Below are 18,942 nucleotides of genomic sequence, written 5' to 3'. Positions count from 1 at the left end.
TGCGGAAGGATCGCGCATGAATTCACCTGGCTTTTTCGAAACCTTCGGCTTCGGGCCGGACGGCTGGGGCGCCGCGCTGGCCGCCGGCGCCGTCATGACCGTGCTGATCGCCGTATGCGGCTTTGCGATCGGGGCCGTCATCGGCATTTTCGGCGCCTGGGCGAAGATCTCCGGCGGGCCGGTGGCCCGCGCCGCCGCCGGCACCTACACCACCGTCCTGCGCGGCATTCCGGACCTGCTCGTCATCTACCTCTTCTATTTCGGAGGATCGGCCGTCATCTCGGCAGCCGGTCGGCTGTTCGGCAACGAGGGCTTCATCAGCTTCCCCGGATTTCTCGCCGGCGCCCTTGCCGTCGGCGTCACGTCGGGGGCGCAGCACACCGAGGTGTTTCGCGGCGCCTTTCGCGCGGTCCATCCCGGCGAGATCGAGGCGGCGGTCGCTTGCGGCATGTCGCGGATGCTGCGGTTCCGCCGTATCGTTGCCCCGCTCACGCTGCGCCACGCCCTGCCCGGCCTCGGCAATGTATGGCAGGTCGTTTTGAAGGAGTCGGCCCTCGTCTCCATCACCGGCGTGGTGGAACTGCTCCGCCAGTCGCAGATCGGCGCCGGCTCGACCGGAAGGCCGTTCGATTTCTATGTCGTCGCCGCCGCCCTCTATCTCGCGATCTCCACGGTCTCGGGCCTCGCACTGCAACTGGCCGAGAAGCACAGCCGCCGCGGAACCGGGAGGGCGTCATGAACCTCGTCTTCATGTGGGAGACCTTCCTGGAGCTCATCGCGGCCGTGCCGACGACGCTCCGGCTGGCTGTGACGGCAGTGGGTCTCGGCGCCGTTCTGGCCTTGCTGCTCGCGCTTTGCCGCACGTCCGGCCTGCGCATCCTCGACTGGCCGGCGCGCTTCTACATCTACGTCTTCCGCGGTTCGCCGCTCCTGGTGCAGATCTTCCTGATCTACTACGGCCTCAGCCAGTTCCCCGAAGTGCGCCACAGCGCCGTCTGGCCGATCCTGCGGGAACCCTACTGGTGCGCCGTCATCGCGCTGATGATGAACACGGCCGCCTATTCGGGCGAGATCATCCGCGGTGGGCTGCTCTCGGTTCCGCAGGGGCAGATCGAGGCGGCGCGGGCCTGCGGCATGTCGCGGTTCCTCGCTTTCCGGCGCATCGTGCTGCCGCTCGCCATCCGCCAGGCGCTGCCCGGCTACGGCAACGAGATGATCTCCATGGTGAAGGCCACATCGCTCGCCTCGATCATCACGATCATGGAGATCACGGGCGTCGCGGCCAGGATCATTTCCGAGACCTATCGGGCGATCGAGGTCTTCCTCGTCGCCGGCGCCATCTATCTCGCCATCAACTTTGTCCTGACGCGCTGCGTCGCATTCCTTGAGTACCGGCTGAGCGGCCACCTGCGCCAGCCCCTGCCAACCCGCCCGCGGGTGACTGGAGACAGCCCATGACCATGTCCGAAACCTCGTCCGAAACCTCGTCCGAACCCGTGGTGGTCGTGAAGGACCTGCACAAGAGCTTCGGCCCCGTCAAGGTGTTGAAGGGCATCTCCCTCGAAGCGCACCAGGGCGAGGTGATCTCGATCCTCGGATCGTCCGGCTCCGGCAAATCCACGCTGCTTCGCTGCATCAACATGCTGGAGACGCCCGATGCCGGAACCGTCACGGTGGCCGGCGAGACGATCCGCCTCGTTCCGGCGCCGCACGGCAGGAGCCGGCCCGCCGATCAGCGGCAGGTCGACCGGATCCGCACCGGCCTTGGGATGGTGTTCCAGAGCTTCAATCTGTGGACCCACAAGACGGTCCTCGAAAATCTGATCGAAGCGCCGATCCATGTGCAGAAGCGACCGCGTGCGGAATGCATCGAAGAGGCGGAGGCGCTCCTGGAGAAGGTCGGCATCGCCGAGAAGCGGAACGCCTATCCGTCGCATCTGTCCGGCGGCCAGCAGCAGCGGGCCGCCATTGCCCGCGCGCTCGCCATGCGGCCGAAGGTCATGCTGTTCGACGAGCCGACCTCGGCGCTCGACCCGGAACTGGTCGGCGAGGTGCTGCGCGTCATGCGGGCGCTCGCCGAAGAGGGGCGGACCATGCTGGTCGTCACCCACGAGATGGGCTTTGCCCGGGACGTCTCGAGCCGCGTCGTATTCCTGCACAAGGGCGAGATCGAGGAGCAGGGACCGCCGGCGGAGGTCTTCGGCAACGCCCGGTCCGAGCGCTTCCGACAGTTCATCAGCAAATAACCGATCACTGCACGGAAACGAAAAGGGGAACTCAATGCAGAAACATACGATCGCCCTGGCCGCGACGCTGGCCGTCGCCGCCGCCTTTGCGCCATCCGCATCGGCCGGGGACAAGATCACCATCGCCACCGAGGGCGCCTTCCCGCCCTACAACCTCACCCGTCCCGACGGCACGCTCGACGGCTACGACGTCGAGCTCGGCAACGACCTGTGCGTCCGCATGAAGATCGAATGCACCTTCATCGCCCAGGCCTTCGACGGCATGATCCCAGCGCTCACCGCCGGCAAGTTCGACGCGATCATGGCCGGCATGTCCGCCACCGACAAGCGCAAGGAGGTCATCGACTTCTCCATCTCCTATGGCAGCACTGGCCAGTCGTTCGCCACGCTGAAGGGAAGCCCGCTCACGAATTTGCCGATGACGGGCGAACTCTTCTCGCTGGCGACCAACGAAGCCGGCGCACGCAAGGCCGCAGAGGAGCTGAAACCGCTGCTCGAAGGCAAGGTCATCGGCGTGCAGACCGCGTCCATCGCCGCCCGCTTCATTAATGAGTACCTGAAGGACGCGGTCGAAGTGCGCGAATACAAGACCACCGAGCAGCATGACCTCGACCTCGTCGCCGGACGTGTCGATCTCACGATGGCCTCGATGGGCTACCTGGTGACCGCGGTCGAGAAGCCGGCCAATTCCGACATGGTCATCGCCGGCCCGCGATTCCAGGGCGGCATGCTCGGCGCCGGCAGCTCCGTGGGCCTGCGCAAGGAGGACACCGGCCTCAAGGCCAGATTCGACGAGGCGATCGGTGCGGCGATCGCCGACGGCACCATCAAGCGCCTGTCGGAAAAGTGGTTCGGTTTCGATCTGACACCCCATTGATGTCAATCTCTCATCGCCTGCGGATCGCCGCCCTATGTGGCGGCGATCTCGTTCGATGCCCGTTACATCGGAGGGAGGACACTCATACGGCTTCGGCGAAGGCACCTGTCCGAGCCGTCGCCTCCCCGGCGCGCCTGTCAGGCGTCCTTCAGGTACGGTTCGATGAGGCTGAGGTCCGCATCGCCGAGGCGGTCGCTCGCGGTGTTCCTCTGGTGCCAGTAGGGATATTGTAGCCAGGGCCGGCTGACATCGTCGAGCCGCTTGCGCTCCTCGGGGCTGAGCTTCAGCCCGGCGGCAGCGAGATTGTCCTTGAACTGGGCTTCCGTGCGCCCGCCGATGATCACCGAGGTCACGCCCTTTCGGCCGATCAGCCAGCTAAGGGCGACCTGGGCCGCCGAGACGCCGCGCCCCTCCCCGATGTCCACGAGGGCATCGACGATGTTCCAGAGGCGGTCCTCGTCACGGATCGGCGGTTCGGTCCAGCCGGCGAACTGGCGTGTGCCTTCGGGCGCGGCCTGGTTGCGGCAGTGCTTGCCCGAGAGCAACCCTCCGGCGATCGGGCTCCAGACCAGGACGCCAAGTCCCTGGTCGAGGCTGATCGGCAGCAGCTCGTTTTCCGCGTCGCGCGTTTCCAGCGTGTAGTGGATCTGCTGGCTGACGAAGCGCTGGTAGCGTTCCCTCTCGCTGACGCCGAGCGCTTTCATGATGTGCCAGCCGGAGAAATTGGAGCAACCGATGTAACGAACTTTGCCCTGGCGCACGAGCGTATCGAGGGCTTCCAGCGTCTCCTCTAGCGGCGTCTGCCCGTCCCATTCGTGCAGTTGGTAGAGGTCGATGACGTCGGTCTTCATCCGTTTGAGGCTGGCCTCGCAGGCCCGGATGAGATGGTGGCGGGAAGAGCCCTCGTCGTTCGGGCCCTCGCCCATCGGAAAGCGGGCCTTGGTGGCGACCAGCACGCCGTCCTTGCGCGGCCCGCCGATGATCTCGCCGAGGATCTCCTCGGAAGCGCCCTGCGAGTAGACGTCGGCGGTATCGATGAGGTTGACGCCGGCGTCGAGGCAAAGGTCGACCAGCCTGCGCGCTTCCGCAACGCCGAGGTCGCCGACGGTCCTCGCCCAGCCCTTGCCGCCGAAGGTCATCGTGCCCATGGTGATTGTTGAGACTTTGAGGCCTGAACGGCCAAGCAGACGGTATTCCATCGGTAATCCTCCAGAAATCGGATGCGGGGACCGCGGCCGGGCAGCAGCGCCGAGCCGCGGCATTGCGAGGCGTCAGGCGTGGCTGTCGAGGCCGCGCCAGAGATCGATACCACCTTCCATGGCATAGCGGTCGATATCCTTCAGCTCCTCGGCGGAGAAGGAGAGGTTCTTCATGGCATCGAGGGAATCGTCTAACTGCGCGACATTGCGCGCGCCGATGAGGGCGCGAGCCGCTGAACCGACCCTGCAGGTCTTCAAGACCGCTGCTGATGAGATCGAGGCCGGCGGCCACCTTTTCCGCAAGGGCGGCACCTGCAGCGGTCGGAGATACGCTGCGGCTCGTGCGGTTGAGCAGGCGGACACCGAGACGCGCCTCCAGCGCCTTCATGCGATGACTGGGCGCCGATACAGAGACGTCAAGCTGATCGGCAGCCTTCCGGAAACTGCGGTGCCTGAGAATTGTCAGGAAAACGACCAAGTCGGAAAACTCGTTCGGTTCGATGCCATATTGAAGCGCTCGGCCATCACCCACTTGTCCCCCGTTACGAGGTCCGTTCTGTTTCAAGTCGCGCAGGATTTCGGGGCGCGCCCCTTTTTGCGGCAGACAATCCTTTTAGCTGGAAAGACCAGGAACCGCGAGCCCGCCGGCATTTCCGGCGGGTCGCTTGCCAATCTCTGGACGAGGGATGTACCCTCGTCTGCATGAGGAGAAAGCCGGCCCGGGGAGGAACGGGTACGGTGGGAACGACGATGTTCGAGGAACACGATCCGTATCTCGTCGCACTTTCGGTGCTGGTCGCGATACTGGGAGGTTATACCGGTTTCGCCCTCGCGGCGCGGATCGGCAATTCGGTTTATACCGGCCGGCGGCTGCTTCTTTCCGGAGCGGCCGGCTTCCTGGCGGTCGGCATCTGGACGATGCATTTCATCGGCATGATGGCCGCCCCCCTGCCGCAGGACGCGGCCTATCTCGTGCTGCCGACGCTCGTCTCCTTCCTCATCTGCGCCCTTGTCGTCGGCATTTCGCTCTATTTCGTCAGCATCGGCGGTCCCTCGCGCATGCGCGTGCTCTGGGCGGCGCTGCTTCTCGGCTTCGGCATCGCCTCCATGCATTATGTCGGCATCCATGGGCTCGCGGGGCCTTTCACCATCCGCCACGATTATCCGATGGTGGCGCTGTCGCTGCTGATCGCCATCGGCGCGGCCTATGGGGGCCTGCGCATCTATATCGCGCGCCATGGCGGCCTGCGGCTGGCGCTCAGCGCCGTCGCCTTCGGCATCGCCGTTTCCGGCATGCACTATACGGCCATGTACGGCATGCATTTCGAGCCCGGCCCCGCTGGCGGGCATGCCATGGCCATGGACGGGCTCGTCGCCTCGCAGCAGGTCCTCTCGCTGGTCGTGGCGCTGCTCTGTTTCCTGGTCGCCGGCGGCTTCCTGCTTCTCCTCGTGCCGGAAGCACATCTCAAGGCCGAGGCCGAGCGGCCCGATCCGTCCGTTTCCGCCATCCGGGCGAACAGGGCGGCTCCGCTGGCCGGTCTCGGCCAGCCGGCCCGGCCATTGGTCACCAAGGTTCCCGTCGACGGCGCGGACGGCATCCGGTTCATCGAGACGGCCGATATCCGCAGCGTCCGCGCCGATGCACACTACACGCTCGTCCATGACGGGCAACGCGAGCGCATGTGCGCCTGGTCGATCTCGGAAATGGAATCGCAGCTCTGTCCCCAGACGTTCCTGCGCGTCCACCGCAGCCATATCGTCGCCGTGCCGCATATCGTGCTGATGCGCAAGGAGGGAGATGGCGCGGTCGTCGAGCTTGGCGGCACCGTCCCGCACCTCGTTCCGGTGAGCCGGACGAAGATCTCCGAACTGAAGGCGCGGCTGGGCCTCAGCCGGCGTGACGGCCCGCACCGGAACGATGCCATAGGTCAAAGTGCCTGACGCAATTCGTGCGGGCAAAGCCGCCTTTCGTGCAGAAATCCGGCACTGGTGCCGGAAAGCCGGCCTTCTCCTTGCCTGTCCGTCGCCCGAGGAAAATGCTGATCCTCCGTATATAGCGGAGGAGACCCATGATACCCGGCCCGTTCCAGTTCCATCGGCCGCAATCGGTTGCCGATGCGGTGAAACTGCTCTCCAGCCTCGGGGATGAAGCGCGTCCGCTTGCCGGCGGCCATAGCCTCGTTCCCATGATGAAGCTGCGCCTCGCCACGCCCGAGCATCTCGTCGACCTGCACGGCATCGGCGCGCTGAAGGGCATCCGGCGCGAGGGCGACACGCTCGTCATCGGCGCCATGACCACCCAGCATGAGCTGGTGGCCTCGCCGGAGATCGCGGCGCTCGTGCCGATCGTGAAGGAGACCTCGCTGCAGATCGCCGATCCGCAGGTGCGCTATCGCGGCACGCTCGGCGGCAATGTCGCCAATGGCGATCCGGGCAATGACATGCCGGGGCTGATGATGGCGCTCGGCGCGCGCTACCGGCTGGAAGGGCCGGACGGCGCACGCGACGTCGATGCCGTCGATTTCTACCAGGGCGCCTATTTCACCGCGCTCGAACCCGGCGAACTCCTGACCGAAATCACCATCCCGGTCCCGCCCACCGGCCACGGCTACGCCTACGAGAAGCTGAAGCGGAAGATCGGCGACTATGCGACGGCTGCCGCCGCGGTGGTGCTGACGCTCTCCGCCGGCAAGGTGGCGACCTGTCGCATCGGCCTCACCAACCTCTCCGAGACGCCGCTTCTCGCCGAGGATGCCGCCGCCTGCGTGATCGGCACCACGCTCGACGAGGCGACGCTGGCCAAGGCCGCCGACCTTGCCCGCGCCGTCATGCAGCCGGCCGCCGACGGGCGCGGCCCGGCCGAATACCGCACGCATGTCGGCGGCATCATGGTCATGCGGGCGCTGAAGCGCGCTGCGGCCAGAGCCGCCTAAAGCATTTCCAGGAAAAGTGTGAAGCGGTTTTCCGTCCGGAAATGCGTAAAAACTCTAGGGAGGAAACGATGGCAAAGACCCATGTGACGATGCGGGTGAACGGCAGCGAGGTCGAGGGCCTTGTCGAGCCGCGCACGCTGCTCGTGCATTTCATCCGCGAAAATCTCGGCCTGACCGGCACCCATATCGGCTGCGAGACCACCCATTGCGGCGCCTGCACCGTCGACCTCGACGGCATGTCGGTGAAAAGCTGCACCGTCTTCGCCGTGCAGGCCGAAGGCTGCGAGGTCACCACCATCGAGGGCATCGCCAATCCGGACGGCACGCTGTCGGCCCTCCAGGAGGGTTTCCGCCAGATGCACGGGCTGCAATGCGGCTTCTGTACGCCCGGCATGATCTTGCGCGCCCACCGCCTGCTGAAGGAAAATCCCAACCCGAGCGAAGAGGAGATCCGCTTCGGCATCGCCGGCAATCTCTGTCGCTGCACCGGCTACCAGAACATCGTCAAGGCGATCCAATACGCTGCCGCCAAGATCAACGGCACGGAGTTCAGGGAGGCTGCGGAATGAACGACATGACCATCACGCGCGCCGAGCGCGAGGCCAAGCTCGAAGGCATGGGCTGCAAGCGCAAGCGCGTCGAGGATATCCGGTTCACCCAGGGCAAGGGCAACTATGTCGACGACGTGAAGCTGCCCGGCATGCTGCACGGCGATTTCGTCCGCTCGCCGCATCCCCATGCCCGCATCAAATCGATCGACAAGGAGAAGGCGCTGAAGGTGCCGGGCGTGCTCGCCGTGCTGACGGCGGAGGACCTGAAGGGCGTCAACCTCGCCTGGATGCCGACGCTGGCCGGCGACGTCCAGATGGTGCTGGCGGACGGCAAGGTGCTGTTCCAGAACCAGGAAGTGGCCTTCGTCGTCGCAACCGACCGTTATGCGGCCGATGACGGCATCAATGCGGTCGAGGTGGAGTACGAGGCCCTGCCTGTCCTCGTCGATCCCTTCCACGCCATGGACCCCGATGCACCGGTGTTGCGCGAGGACCTGGAAGGCAAGACGGAAGGCGCGCACGGCCCGCGAAGACACCACAACCACATCTTCGAATGGACCGTCGGCGACCGGGATTTGACGGATGCCGCCTTCCGCAAGGCGGAGGTGACGATCAAGGAGATGATCTCCTATCACCGCACCCATCCCTCGCCGCTGGAGACCTGCCAGTGCCTGTGTTCGTTCGACAAGGTGAAGGGGGAACTGACGATCTACGGCACCTTCCAGGCGCCGCACGTCATCCGCACCGTCGTCGCGCTGATCGCCAAGATTCCCGAGCACAAGATCCATGTGATCGCGCCGGATATCGGCGGCGGCTTCGGCAACAAGGTCGGCGCCTATCCGGGTTACATCTGCGCCGCCGTCGCCTCGATCGTCACGGGGCGGCCGGTGAAATGGGTCGAGGACCGCATCGAGAATCTTTGCGCCACCTCCTTTGCCCGCGACTACCACATGACGACCGAGATCGCCGCGACGAAGGAGGGCAAGGTCACGGGCCTGCGCGTCCATGTGCTCGCCGACCACGGCGCCTTCGATGCCTGTGCCGACCCGTCGAAATGGCCGGCCGGCTTCTTCAACATCGTCACCGGCTCCTATGATTTCCCCACCGCCCATCTCGCGGTCGACGGCGTCTATACCAACAAGGCGCCGGGCGGCGTCGCCTATCGCTGCTCCTTCCGGGTGACGGAGGCGGCTTATTGCATCGAGCGGGCGATGGATATCCTCGCCCAGAAGCTCGGCATGGACCCGGCCGAACTGCGGCTGAAGAATTTCATCCGCCAGGAGCAGTTCCCCTATCACTCGGCGCTCGGCTGGGAATACGATTCCGGCGACTACCACACCGCCATGAAGAAGATGATGGAAGTGGTGGATTATGCCGGCCTGCGCCGCGAGCAGGCGGAAAAGCGCGCGGCCTTCCAGCGCGGCGAGACCCGCGAGATCATGGGCCTCGGCATTTCCTTCTTCACCGAGATCGTCGGCGCCGGCCCGTCGAAGAACTGCGACATCCTCGGCATCGCCATGTTCGACAGTTGCGAGATCCGGCTCCACCCGACCGGCGCCGGCATCGCCCGCATGGGCACGAAAAGCCAGGGCCAGGGCCACGAGACGACCTGGGCGCAGATCATCGCCACGGAGATCGGCATTCCGGCCGACGACATAATGGTGGAGGAAGGCAACACCGACACAGCGCCCTACGGGCTCGGCACCTACGGCTCGCGCTCCACGCCCGTCGCGGGCGCGGCGATCGCCATGGCGGCGCGCAAGGTGAAGGCCAAGGCGCAGATGATCGCCGCCTACCGGCTGGAGGTGCACGAGGACGACCTCGAATGGGATATCGACGGTTTTCGCGTGAAGGGCCTGCCGGAAAAATTCCTCGGCATGAAGGACATCTGCTGGATCGCCTACAATGCGCCGCCACCCGGCATGGAGCCGGGCCTTGAGGCGGTGAGCTATTACGATCCACCGAACATGACCTATCCCTTCGGCGCCTATCTCTGCGTCATGGACATCGACGTCGACACCGGCGTCTACAAGGTGCGCCGCTTCTATGCGCTCGACGATTGCGGCACGCGCATCAACCCGATGATCATCGAGGGGCAGGTGCATGGCGGGCTGACGGAGGCCTTCGCCATCGCCATGGGCCAAGAGATCCGCTACGACGAGAACGGCAATGTGGTGACCGGCTCCTTCATGGATTTCTTCCTGCCGACGGCGGTGGAAACGCCCCATTGGGAGACCGATTTCACCGTCACGCCCTCGCCGCATCACCCGATCGGCGCCAAGGGTGTCGGGGAGAGCCCGAATGTCGGCGGCGTGCCAGCCTTCTCCAATGCCGTCAACGACGCCTTTTCGTTCCTAGGATCGACGCATATCCAGATGCCGCACGATTTCTGGCGCAACTGGCAGGCGGCGAAGACGCTCGGCGCGGTGTAGGATTGGCCCGATGCGCAGGTTTCGCCCCTCATCCCGCTGCCGCGACCTTCTCAAGGGGCAGGAGGCTTGGCCTTCCTTCATCTTGTTTAGGGAAAACGGTGCATCGTTCTCCTTCTCCCCGCTTGCGGGGAGAAGGTGCCGGCAGGCGGATGAGGGGCGGCCCTCCCGCCATGCGACGGATGGGGCCACGACATGAACACGCTCTCCCGCCCCGAAATCGGCGAGCGTTTAGCGAGCGCCGGCTACATCGCCGACCGCGACCTGTCGGTCGCCCTCTCGCTGATGCAGATGCTCTCCCGCCCCCTGCTGCTCGAAGGTGAGGCCGGCGTCGGCAAGACGGCGGTCGCCTATGCCATCGCATCGGTGCACGAGACGGAACTGATCCGGCTGCAATGCTATGAAGGGCTGGACCAGTCGGCCGCACTCTACGAGTGGAACTACCAGCGCCAGTTGCTGGCCATCCAGGCCCGGCAGGGCGAGGCGGCCGGTGGGCTGGAAGACGCGGTCTTCTCCGAAAAATACCTGATGGAACGCCCGCTGCTCGCAGCGATCCGCCGGCAGAAGGCGCCGGTGCTGCTGATCGACGAGATCGACCGGGCCGACGAGGAATTCGAAGCCTTCCTCCTGGAACTGCTCTCCGATTTCCAGGTCTCCATTCCCGAACTCGGCACGATCACCGCGGTGACGATCCCGCATGTCGTGCTGACCTCGAACGGCACGCGCGAGCTTTCCGATGCGCTCCGGCGGCGCTGCCTCTATCACCATATCGACTATCCCGATGTCGAGCGCGAGGCGCGTATCATCCTCGCCCGCGTCGATGGGGCCGGCGCGGCGCTCGCCCTGCAGATCGCCCGCATGGTCGAGAACATCCGCAAGGAGGACCTGCGCAAGGTGCCGGGCGTCGCCGAAACGCTGGACTGGGCGGCGGTGCTGGTCGGCCTCGATATCGCCGACCTGAAGGACGATCCGGAAGCCGTGCACGAGACGCTGGCCTGCCTGCTCAAGACCCGCGAAGACAAGGCGCGCTTCCGCCGCGAGGTCACCGAGCGCCTGTTGGGGAGGGTGGCATGAGCTGTTGCGGCACACCGTTGACCCCGGAGGAATCGAGCGCGGTCGGCCGCCTCGTCGCAGAAAAACTGTCGGCCTTCCTGAGGACGCTGCGCGACAACGGTTTTTCGGTCGGGCTCGGCGAGGGCCGGGATGCCGCGGCGCTGATAGCCGCCGGCTATGCGGAAAAGTCCGGCCTGCTGCGCTCCGCCTTGAAACATCTGTTTTCCGCCCGCCGCAGCGAATGGGAACGGTTCGACGGCATTTTCGACGCTTTCTGGCTGGGAAAACATGTCCGCAGCCGTTCGGCGGTTTCAGGAAGTGCCAGGTCCGGCCTGAAAGCGCTGGAGGGCGGCGGGGCGAAGGGCGGCGCGGTTTCGGATCAGGCCCCCGCCGATGGCGGAGAGGGCGTGGGCGGCGGCGAAAGCCGGATGGAGGGCGCCTCCGCTGTCGAGACGCTTTCCGGCATCGACCTCAGGAAACTCTCCGATCCGGCGGATATGGCGCGGGCGCATGACATCGCCGCCGATCTCGCCCGGGCGATGCGCACGCGGCTCACCCGCCGCGATCTCGCCCGCCGGCGCGGCTACCGCATCGACCTGCGCCGCACGATCCACGGCAATATCGGCCATGGCGGCGTGCCGCTGGATCTCGTCCGGCGCCGGCGCAAGGAAAAGCCGCTGCGCCTCGTCATGCTGCTCGACGCCTCCGGCTCGATGACGCCCTATACCGGCGTCTTCCTGCGCTTCATGCATGGCGTGCTCGACGCCTTTCGCGAGTCGGAGGCCTTCCTCTTCCACACCCGGCTCGCCCATGTCTCCGACGCCATGAAGGAGCGCGATGCGCAACGCGCCCTCGACCGGCTGTCCATGATGGCGGAGGGCACCGGCGGCGGCACGCGCATCGGCGAATGCCTCGCCACCTTCAACCGCTGGCATGCCGCCCGCGTCATCCATTCGCGCACCTGCGTGATGATCGTCTCGGACGGCTACGAGACGGGCGATGCCGCGCTGCTGGCTCGGGAGATGGCGGCGCTGCGCCGCCGCTGCCGGCGTATTGCCTGGCTGAACCCGATGATGGGCTGGGACGGCTATGCGCCGGAGGCGGCCGGCATCCGCGCCGCCCTGCCCTTCGTCGACCTGCATGCGCCGGCCAATACGCTCGAAAGCCTTGCGGCGCTCGAACCCTATCTTGCGAAACTCTGAGGGAGGTCGCGATGAACGCCCATGTCGATGTGATGGATCTCGCCAACCGCCTCAAATCCGCCGAGGAGGCCTTCGTGCTGGCGACCGTCGTGCGCACCGTCTCGGTGACCGCGGCCAAGGCCGGCGCCAAGGCGGTGATCCGCCCGGACGGTACGATCGTCGCCGGCTGGATCGGCGGCGGCTGCGCCCGCGGCGCGGTGCTGCGTGCCGCCCGCCAGGCGCTGATGGACGGCAAGGCGCGGCTGATCTCGGTGCAGCCGAAGGAGCTTCTGGCCGAACACGGCGTTGCGGCCGGCGAATTGCGCGAGGGCATCCAGTTCTCCGCCAACATGTGCCCCAGCAAGGGCACGATGGACATCTTCATCGAGCCGGTGCTGCCACGCCCCGCGCTCGTCGTCTTCGGGGCGAGCCCCGTCGCGATGGCCGTGGTGGAACAGGCCGCCCTGCTCGGCTTCCACGTTACGCTCGCCGCACCCGCCGCCGACCGCGCCGCGCCGCCTACGGCTGATGTCGTGGTGGATGGATTTGCCATCGCCGAACCGCCGGCCGGCAAGATTTTCGCGCTGGTCGCCACCCAGGGCAGCGGCGACCTTGCCGCACTCCAGGCGGCGCTCGCCCTTGAGGCCGATTATTACGGTTTCGTCGGAAGCGGTCGAAAGATGGCCTCGCTCAAGGCCGATCTGTCCCGCGCGGGCATCCCGGCCGAGCGACTCGACCGGATCAAGGGACCGGCGGGGCTCGATCTCGGCGCCATCACGCCGGAGGAAATCGCCCTGTCCATCCTCGCCGAAATCCTCATCATCCGCCGCCGCGACCAGCGCGGCGACACCACCACACCCTGAAAGGACATTTCTTATGGACATGAACGGCAGCGAACGGATCGAAGCCCCCGTGCAAACCGTCTGGCAGGCGCTGAACGACCCGGACATCCTGCGCCAGTGCATTCCCGGCTGCGAGACGCTGGAAAAGACCTCCGACACGGAGATGACGGCGACCGTCGCGCTGAAGGTCGGGCCGGTGAAGGCGCGCTTCCAGGGCACGGTCCAGCTCCTGAACCTCGACCCGCCACATTCCTACACGATCAGCGGCGAAGGCAAGGGCGGCATGGTCGGCTTCGCCAAGGGCGGCGCGGATGTGGCGCTCGCCGAAGACGGGCCGGACGCGACCCTGCTCACCTATGTCGTCAAGGCCGAGGTCGGCGGCAAGATCGCCCAGCTCGGCAGCCGGCTGATCGATTCCACGGCGAAAAAACTGGCGGCGCAGTTCTTTGCCGACTTTACTCAGAAGGTTGCAAGGGTGCGGGAAGAGATTGCGAGTTGAGCCTCTAATACCATGAAAACGCCGGCAACAACGAACCGAGCTATTGAAACCATTGCGGCGCGAGAAATGAAGAATGATACAACAAAAGCCTTGCCAACCGGGCCGTTCCACATATGCGTCAAAGCCAAAAGGGGCCTCTCCCTCTGGTTCCATCATGTCAGCTCGATTGGGCCCGGAGCTGTCGAGCAGAGCGGCGGTGATCATGTACACCATGCCCAAGACTGGCGAACTCTTCGATTTAGAAGGCAGGAGCCATAACGTAAGTCCACAATAGCGTTGCCGGGGCGTGAGCCGAGCCATTCCGCTGTGAGTGTTGAACCGTTGTCTCAGCAAGGTGCGTCATCCACATTGAAGGCTCGGTCTGCAAAGCTCCATAATGCGGCGGCCAAGCTGCGATTAGAGCGGCGCAATTCCGTGAAAGGCGTGAGTGAGCAATTCACGGAGTGGTTGGCGATGAAGTGGACGAGGATTCCAATATGGATTGGAAAGTGCCTGATCAAGTGCCGCGTCGATGCCATCTTCCCGCATGCCGAGATCCTTGAGCGCCATCGTCGCACCGAGGCGGCTGGAAAGCTCGTAGAGTCCCCGCGCCGGTTCCGTGGAGCCAAGCGCTCGATTCACACGCGCCATCGCGTCGGGCGTAGCGGCGCGATTGTATGCCACTACATGTGGCAAGACCGCCGTGTGAAGCTGCGCATGGGGAAGATCAAACATCCCACCGAGCGTGTGGCAGAGCTTGTGATGCAGCGCCATTCCGACTGAGCCAAGGCAAACACCGCACAGCCAGGCACCGTAGAGAACATCGCTTCTCGCCGAAACGCTCGTCGCATCCTGCTGGAGCATTGGCAACCCGCCCGCGATGGCGGAAATTCCCTCTTCGGCCATCAAGCAGGTCACGGGATTTGTTTCGCGGGCGTAAAGAGCCTCGACGGCATGTGCGATCGCATTCATTCCACTGGTCACCGACATGGTGAACGGAAGCGTCATCGTTAAATCAACATCGTAGATGATGACTTCCGGTAATATAGACGGGGCCGACTTCGTCACCTTCCGACCGTTTTCAGTCTCGCCTAAGATCGGAGTGGCTTCCGAACCCGCATATGTGGTCGGAACCACTATCTGTGGCAGGTCTGTCCGAAAAGCGATCGCTTTGCCGAGACCGGTCGTGGACCCGCCGCCTATCGCCAAGAGGCCGTCTGCTCGAGTTTCCTTGACCACTTCCATAGCCTCTGCAGTGACTTCGGTAGGCGTATGCATCTTAGCTTTCGAGAAGAGGCCGACACTTCGATCGCCGAGTTTTTGCGCAATCGCGGCGGCTTGATCGGCCTGCTCGGGTGTTGCGAGCACAAGCAACCGCTGAATGCCGAGCCTTTCGGCTTCCTCCCTCAGGCGCGAGATCGTGCCCTGGCCAAAAATCACGCGGCCAGGATTTCCGTTGTAGACAAAGTTATGCAACGGTGCCTCCTATCGGGTCTGGTCAGGGCGGACGAGAACGAAGTCGTAGTCGGACCTCCACTGAGTGGAACCGTCCGTCACCTTTTCGAAGGGCGCAACGAGGGTTTTCTTCACACCAAAGACGGTGTCAGATTCCAGATAAGGATCATCCCCAACGAATGTGTGCGTCACCAATTTCTGAAAGCCGTCAGCCCTGACCATGTAATGCATATGGGCTGGACGAAATGGATGGCGGCCGAGATTGTCTAACATCGTACCGACGGGGCCATCATCGGGGATCGGATAGGAAACCGGCTTTATACCGACAAAGCTGTAGTGCCCATCAGCTCCTGTAACGAAAACTCCGCGGTTGTTCCACTTGGGTTGCACGTCCGGCTGTTGAACATCGTAGTAACCCTCGGCATTGTCCGACCATACATCGATCCGCGCACCTTCAATCGGATTTCCACCGAGGTCGATGACCCGACCTATAAACAGGCATGTCTCGCCTTTACCATCAAGACAGATGCTGTCGCCCATGGAACGGACCGGCGCGCCTTCGACGTGAAACGGACCAAAGACAGTGTTCTCGGTTGCGCCCTCAGGACGACGATTATTGATCGCGTCGACGAGCATCGAGAATCCGAGCGTGTCAGAAAGGAGAATGAATTCCTGTCGTTCTTGGCTGCAGATCTGACCGGTTCGTGTCAGAAACTCGATGCCGATCTCCCATTCGTCCTGTGTTAACTCAATCTCGCGAGCAAAAGCGTGCAGGTGCTTGACGAGGCTAGACATCACGACCGCGAAGCGAGCGTCGGTTTCAGCCCCCATCCGGCCGTTCACTGCTTCCACGGAATTGTCCTCGGTAAAATACCTAGCGGAGGTAGAACCCTCAGAAGGTCGAGTGGTCATTGCATACTCCTCTCTAGTTGATTTCCGACTTTTGCCGTGACAGTGGTTCTCTTCAAACCGCAAGAGGCGACATTTGCCTGCTGGTACAGATCGGAAGCGTGGCAGGCGTTCGTAACCTGGAGCCCATGGCATCGGTCGACGGCATCTTCATCAGCCCTCCAGCCTTGCGGTGGCGCTCTGGCATCTCGGAAATCTCGCGCACGAAGACGTGCAGCGCGAAATCAAGGACATCTTCGACAAGGTGCGCGATGCGAATATGCCCGTCGGCATCTTCGCGACGGCGGAGGCCGCTGCACGGTGCTATATCGAGATGGGCAGCTTTCATCGCGATTGGCAGCGATATGGGCCTTCCGGTCCGCGGGGCCGACGACTTGCTCGCCCGCTTCAGGCCTGCAGATGGGTACGGAAAAGCCCCCTGAATTGCGTGTAACTGGCGAAGCCCAGGCATTTTGAGGTTCGAAGCACCGTCGTCTCGCCGACGCAGCAGGCTTGCGCCAGCGAACCGGCTGTGCCGAAAGCCACCAGGTAAGGCTCTTCAAGCGCCGTGCGCAGCACCACACGAACCCTCCGCGGCAAGGAAAGCTGCCGTTTGACGATCGTGCGCTTGAGTTCGCCGATATCGGCCGGGGGAAAGGGCATAATCCACCTCCTTTGCAATGGATACCGCGCATTGGAATTTGCCGTCTTCACGTCGGGAAAAGCGTGACGACGTAATCGGCGATCAGTTTCAGGGACAGAACCAGAAGGGCGATCTGGATGACCAGGTAGAACAGCTTTTCCGGGATGACGCGCGTCAGCTTCGCGCCTGCGAAGGTGCCGGCGATCGCGCTCGGCAGGAGCCATAACGCCACGGTCGCATCGAAGCGCGAAAACAGCCGCAATTCCCAGTAGGGGGCGATCTTCGCCGCGTTGATCGCGGCGAAGAGGATGGTCGAGGTGCCGGCGAACGTCACCTTGTCGAGACGCTGCGGCAGCACGTAGATCTGGAAGGGCGGCGCGCCCGAATGCGAGACGAAGCTCGTCAGGCCTGCGAGCGTTCCCCAGAAGAGGCCCGCGGGCACGTCGGCCCGCCGCACGGTCTTGCGAAAGCGCGCGCCGACCCAGGCGTTGAAGCAGCCGAGCAGCCCAACCAGCCCAACCAGCATGCCGATGAAGAGGCTCGGCAGGTGCGCGCTGAAGGCCCATCCGAGACAGACGCCGAAGACCGCCGCGGGCATGAGGATGGCGAGGTTCCGGCCGGAGAAATCGCCGCGGTAGAGGTAGAGGCCGACCATGTCGCTGATGACGTAGATGGGAAGCAGAAGTGCTGCCGCCGTGACGGGCGACATCACCAGCGCCATCAGCGGAACCGCGAGCATGCCGACCGAGGCGAGGCCCCCCTTGGAGAGCCCAACGAGGAAGGCCGCGACCGTCGCCGTGACGATGACGAGGGACGTCATCTCGGTCATCCGTTCTTCCTGCCCTCCGTCGCCGCGCCGCGCAGCAGCTTCGCCATGGCGTGGACGGCGAGCTCATATCCATCGGCGCCGAATCCCTCGATGATGCCCTTGGCGGCGAGCGAGACGTAGGATGTATGGCGAAAGGCCTCGCGCCGGAAATTGTTGGAAAGGTGCAGCTCGAGCACCGGCCCGGGAAAGGCGAGCAGCGCGTCCATGATCGCGACCGAAGTGTGGGTGTAGGCGCCCGCATTGATAACGATGCCGGCCATGTCGGCGCGCGCCTCCTGAACCCAGGTAATGAGCTCGGTCTCGCTGTTGGACTGGCGGAAATCGATGACGAGGCCCAAGGGCTCCGCCGCCGTCTTCGCCAGCCGTTCCAGGTCGGCCAGCGTCGAATGGCCATAGATTTCCGGCTGCCGCGTTCCGAGCATGTTGAGGTTCGGACCATTCAGGACCAGCACCTTGCAATCGCCGCTCATTCCCGTTTCCCCCATTGGGCGGCCGTTCGCGCGGCCTGCGCCGCGTTGAGCAAGGCGCGCGTCGCCGCCCCGCAGATGCGCGCCCTCTCCAGCGGCGACAGCCCGGCATAGGCCGCGCACGGCGCTTCGACCGCAACCGCGATATCGGCCGGCAGCGCGTGCATCAGGTCCACCAGTGGCAGTTCTCCCTCGCCTGGATAAAAGCGCCCGCCGCGGCCCTCATAGCGCAGGCGCTCCAGATCCGGCGGCCGGGCCGCAGCCGCGTCGCACAGATGGACATAGGGAAAGAGCGCCGGGGAAAGCCCTACGAGATCCGCGGGCTTTCCGCCCGAACGCATGAGATGGAGCGCGTCGATCAGGAGGCGCGCATTGGGGCGACGGACCTCGTCGAGCAGGCGGAACGCTTTCGGAAGCGTGTTCAGCGCGACATAGGACATCATCTCCAGCGCCACACCGATCCCGAAGCCTGCCGCGAGATCGCACAGTCCCGCGAAATTGTCCCTGAGTCTGCCCGCCTCCGGATCATTGCCGACGACGAGGAGATGGTTCGCTCCAAGGCGCGCGCCAAGCTCCAGCGCCGGCCTGAGACGCACGACATCGGTCTCCGGCGTCAGCCAGACGGCTTCGATATCGAAAACGCGGATCCCGGTCGCGTCCAGCCGGCGCTCGATGTCGCGGATCAACACCTCGTCGCCGATGACAGGCACGATCCGGTCGGTCGGCATGGGCGGAACGATGCGAAGGCCGATGGCGTCGAACCGGCCGGCTGCGGCCGCGTCGACGAGGGTCAGCGGGTCCGCGTCGATCAGCGTCAGATGGGCCAGTGATAGAAAAGCCGGATTGCCGTGGGGTGAGCGCGTCATGGTCG

At 64.6% G+C, this 18,942-nt stretch carries 20 protein-coding genes and 1 pseudogene; 12 read left to right on the top strand and 9 right to left on the bottom strand.

Going from position 1 to position 18,942, the window contains the following annotated elements:
- The first annotated feature begins 16 nt into the window (after nucleotides 1-16).
- The 4 genes from AABF56_RS02165 to AABF56_RS02150 are packed head-to-tail and all read left to right on the top strand — an operon-like array spanning nucleotide 17 to nucleotide 3,123.
- A complete protein-coding gene (locus AABF56_RS02165) occupies nucleotides 17-739 on the top strand; it encodes an ABC transporter permease (protein ID WP_272804752.1) in 723 nt (240 codons plus the stop codon).
- A complete protein-coding gene (locus AABF56_RS02160; RefSeq protein WP_272804751.1) occupies nucleotides 736-1,458 on the top strand; it encodes an ABC transporter permease in 723 nt (240 codons plus the stop codon). The genes AABF56_RS02165 and AABF56_RS02160 overlap by 4 nt, the downstream gene beginning before the upstream one ends.
- Complete coding sequence (locus AABF56_RS02155) at nucleotides 1,455-2,246, top strand: ABC transporter ATP-binding protein (RefSeq protein ID WP_432347149.1); 792 nt, start codon at nucleotides 1,455-1,457, stop codon at nucleotides 2,244-2,246. The genes AABF56_RS02160 and AABF56_RS02155 overlap by 4 nt, the downstream gene beginning before the upstream one ends.
- A 34-nt stretch (nucleotides 2,247-2,280) precedes the next feature.
- Nucleotides 2,281-3,123 (top strand): transporter substrate-binding domain-containing protein, encoded by an 843-nt coding sequence (locus AABF56_RS02150; protein ID WP_272804750.1) that lies wholly within the window; start codon nucleotides 2,281-2,283, stop codon nucleotides 3,121-3,123.
- Between the two features lie 137 nt (nucleotides 3,124-3,260).
- On the opposite strand, the gene AABF56_RS02145 is transcribed toward AABF56_RS02150, so the two are convergent.
- Nucleotides 3,261-4,322, bottom strand: coding sequence for an aldo/keto reductase (locus AABF56_RS02145; RefSeq protein WP_272804749.1), 1,062 nt, complete (start codon nucleotides 4,320-4,322; stop codon nucleotides 3,261-3,263).
- A gap of 370 nt (nucleotides 4,323-4,692) precedes the next feature.
- Nucleotides 4,693-4,854 (bottom strand): annotated as a pseudogene (locus tag AABF56_RS37735) (helix-turn-helix domain-containing protein); the annotation flags it as partial.
- A gap of 218 nt (nucleotides 4,855-5,072) precedes the next feature.
- On the opposite strand from AABF56_RS37735, the gene AABF56_RS02135 reads away from it, so the two are divergent.
- The 8 genes from AABF56_RS02135 to AABF56_RS02100 all read left to right on the top strand — a co-directional run bounded on the left by AABF56_RS02135 (nucleotide 5,073) and on the right by AABF56_RS02100 (nucleotide 13,810).
- A complete protein-coding gene (locus AABF56_RS02135; protein ID WP_272807417.1) occupies nucleotides 5,073-6,263 on the top strand; it encodes an MHYT domain-containing protein in 1,191 nt (396 codons plus the stop codon).
- A 128-nt stretch (nucleotides 6,264-6,391) separates the two neighbouring features.
- Nucleotides 6,392-7,255: an FAD binding domain-containing protein gene (locus AABF56_RS02130; RefSeq protein WP_272804748.1), complete on the top strand. Its 864-nt coding sequence runs from the start codon at nucleotides 6,392-6,394 to the stop codon at nucleotides 7,253-7,255.
- Nucleotides 7,256-7,323: 68 nt separating this feature from the next.
- Nucleotides 7,324-7,824, top strand: coding sequence for a (2Fe-2S)-binding protein (locus AABF56_RS02125; RefSeq protein ID WP_272804747.1), 501 nt, complete (start codon nucleotides 7,324-7,326; stop codon nucleotides 7,822-7,824).
- Nucleotides 7,821-10,238: an aerobic carbon-monoxide dehydrogenase large subunit gene (locus AABF56_RS02120; protein WP_272804746.1), complete on the top strand. Its 2,418-nt coding sequence runs from the start codon at nucleotides 7,821-7,823 to the stop codon at nucleotides 10,236-10,238. The genes AABF56_RS02125 and AABF56_RS02120 overlap by 4 nt, the downstream gene beginning before the upstream one ends.
- 192 nt (nucleotides 10,239-10,430) lie before the next feature.
- The gene (locus tag AABF56_RS02115; protein WP_272804745.1) at nucleotides 10,431-11,309 is read left to right on the top strand and encodes an AAA family ATPase; all 879 of its coding nucleotides are present in this window, start codon (nucleotides 10,431-10,433) and stop codon (nucleotides 11,307-11,309) included.
- Nucleotides 11,306-12,490 carry a vWA domain-containing protein gene (locus AABF56_RS02110; RefSeq protein ID WP_272804744.1) on the top strand — a complete coding sequence of 395 codons (1,185 nt, stop codon included), beginning with the start codon at nucleotides 11,306-11,308 and terminating at the stop codon, nucleotides 12,488-12,490. Before AABF56_RS02115 ends, AABF56_RS02110 begins: the two co-directional genes overlap by 4 nt.
- 11 nt (nucleotides 12,491-12,501) lie before the next feature.
- Nucleotides 12,502-13,332 carry an XdhC family protein gene (locus AABF56_RS02105; protein ID WP_272804743.1) on the top strand — a complete coding sequence of 277 codons (831 nt, stop codon included), beginning with the start codon at nucleotides 12,502-12,504 and terminating at the stop codon, nucleotides 13,330-13,332.
- Nucleotides 13,333-13,345: 13 nt separating this feature from the next.
- Entirely contained in the window at nucleotides 13,346-13,810 is a 465-nt protein-coding gene (locus AABF56_RS02100) for an SRPBCC family protein (RefSeq protein WP_272804742.1), read from the top strand.
- Between the two features lie 396 nt (nucleotides 13,811-14,206).
- Here the strand turns inward: AABF56_RS02100 and AABF56_RS02095 are convergent, their stop codons facing one another.
- The 7 genes from AABF56_RS02095 to AABF56_RS02065 are packed head-to-tail and all read right to left on the bottom strand — an operon-like array spanning nucleotide 14,207 to nucleotide 18,937.
- Complete coding sequence (locus AABF56_RS02095; RefSeq protein WP_272804741.1) at nucleotides 14,207-15,265, bottom strand: maleylacetate reductase; 1,059 nt, start codon at nucleotides 15,263-15,265, stop codon at nucleotides 14,207-14,209.
- Between the two features lie 9 nt (nucleotides 15,266-15,274).
- Nucleotides 15,275-16,156 (bottom strand): intradiol ring-cleavage dioxygenase, encoded by an 882-nt coding sequence (locus AABF56_RS02090; RefSeq protein WP_272804740.1) that lies wholly within the window; start codon nucleotides 16,154-16,156, stop codon nucleotides 15,275-15,277.
- A 52-nt stretch (nucleotides 16,157-16,208) separates the two neighbouring features.
- Nucleotides 16,209-16,481 carry a hypothetical protein gene (locus tag AABF56_RS02085; RefSeq protein ID WP_272804739.1) on the bottom strand — a complete coding sequence of 91 codons (273 nt, stop codon included), beginning with the start codon at nucleotides 16,479-16,481 and terminating at the stop codon, nucleotides 16,209-16,211.
- A 59-nt stretch (nucleotides 16,482-16,540) separates the two neighbouring features.
- On the bottom strand, nucleotides 16,541-16,795 hold the full coding sequence (locus AABF56_RS02080; RefSeq protein WP_244767676.1) for a MurR/RpiR family transcriptional regulator: 255 nt from the start codon (nucleotides 16,793-16,795) through the stop codon (nucleotides 16,541-16,543).
- A 47-nt stretch (nucleotides 16,796-16,842) separates the two neighbouring features.
- On the bottom strand, nucleotides 16,843-17,604 hold the full coding sequence (locus AABF56_RS02075) for a sulfite exporter TauE/SafE family protein (RefSeq protein WP_272804738.1): 762 nt from the start codon (nucleotides 17,602-17,604) through the stop codon (nucleotides 16,843-16,845).
- Entirely contained in the window at nucleotides 17,601-18,074 is a 474-nt protein-coding gene (gene aroQ / locus AABF56_RS02070; RefSeq protein WP_244767678.1) for a type II 3-dehydroquinate dehydratase, read from the bottom strand. Before aroQ ends, AABF56_RS02075 begins: the two co-directional genes overlap by 4 nt.
- Complete coding sequence (locus tag AABF56_RS02065; protein ID WP_272804737.1) at nucleotides 18,071-18,937, bottom strand: sugar phosphate isomerase/epimerase family protein; 867 nt, start codon at nucleotides 18,935-18,937, stop codon at nucleotides 18,071-18,073. The genes aroQ and AABF56_RS02065 overlap by 4 nt, the downstream gene beginning before the upstream one ends.
- Nucleotides 18,938-18,942: the final 5 nt, after the last annotated feature.

It is taken from the genome of Shinella sp. WSC3-e (genome assembly GCF_945994535.1).
GTDB lineage: Bacteria > Pseudomonadota > Alphaproteobacteria > Rhizobiales > Rhizobiaceae > Shinella > Shinella yambaruensis.
This window is presented reverse-complemented; position numbering and strand designations above follow the sequence as displayed.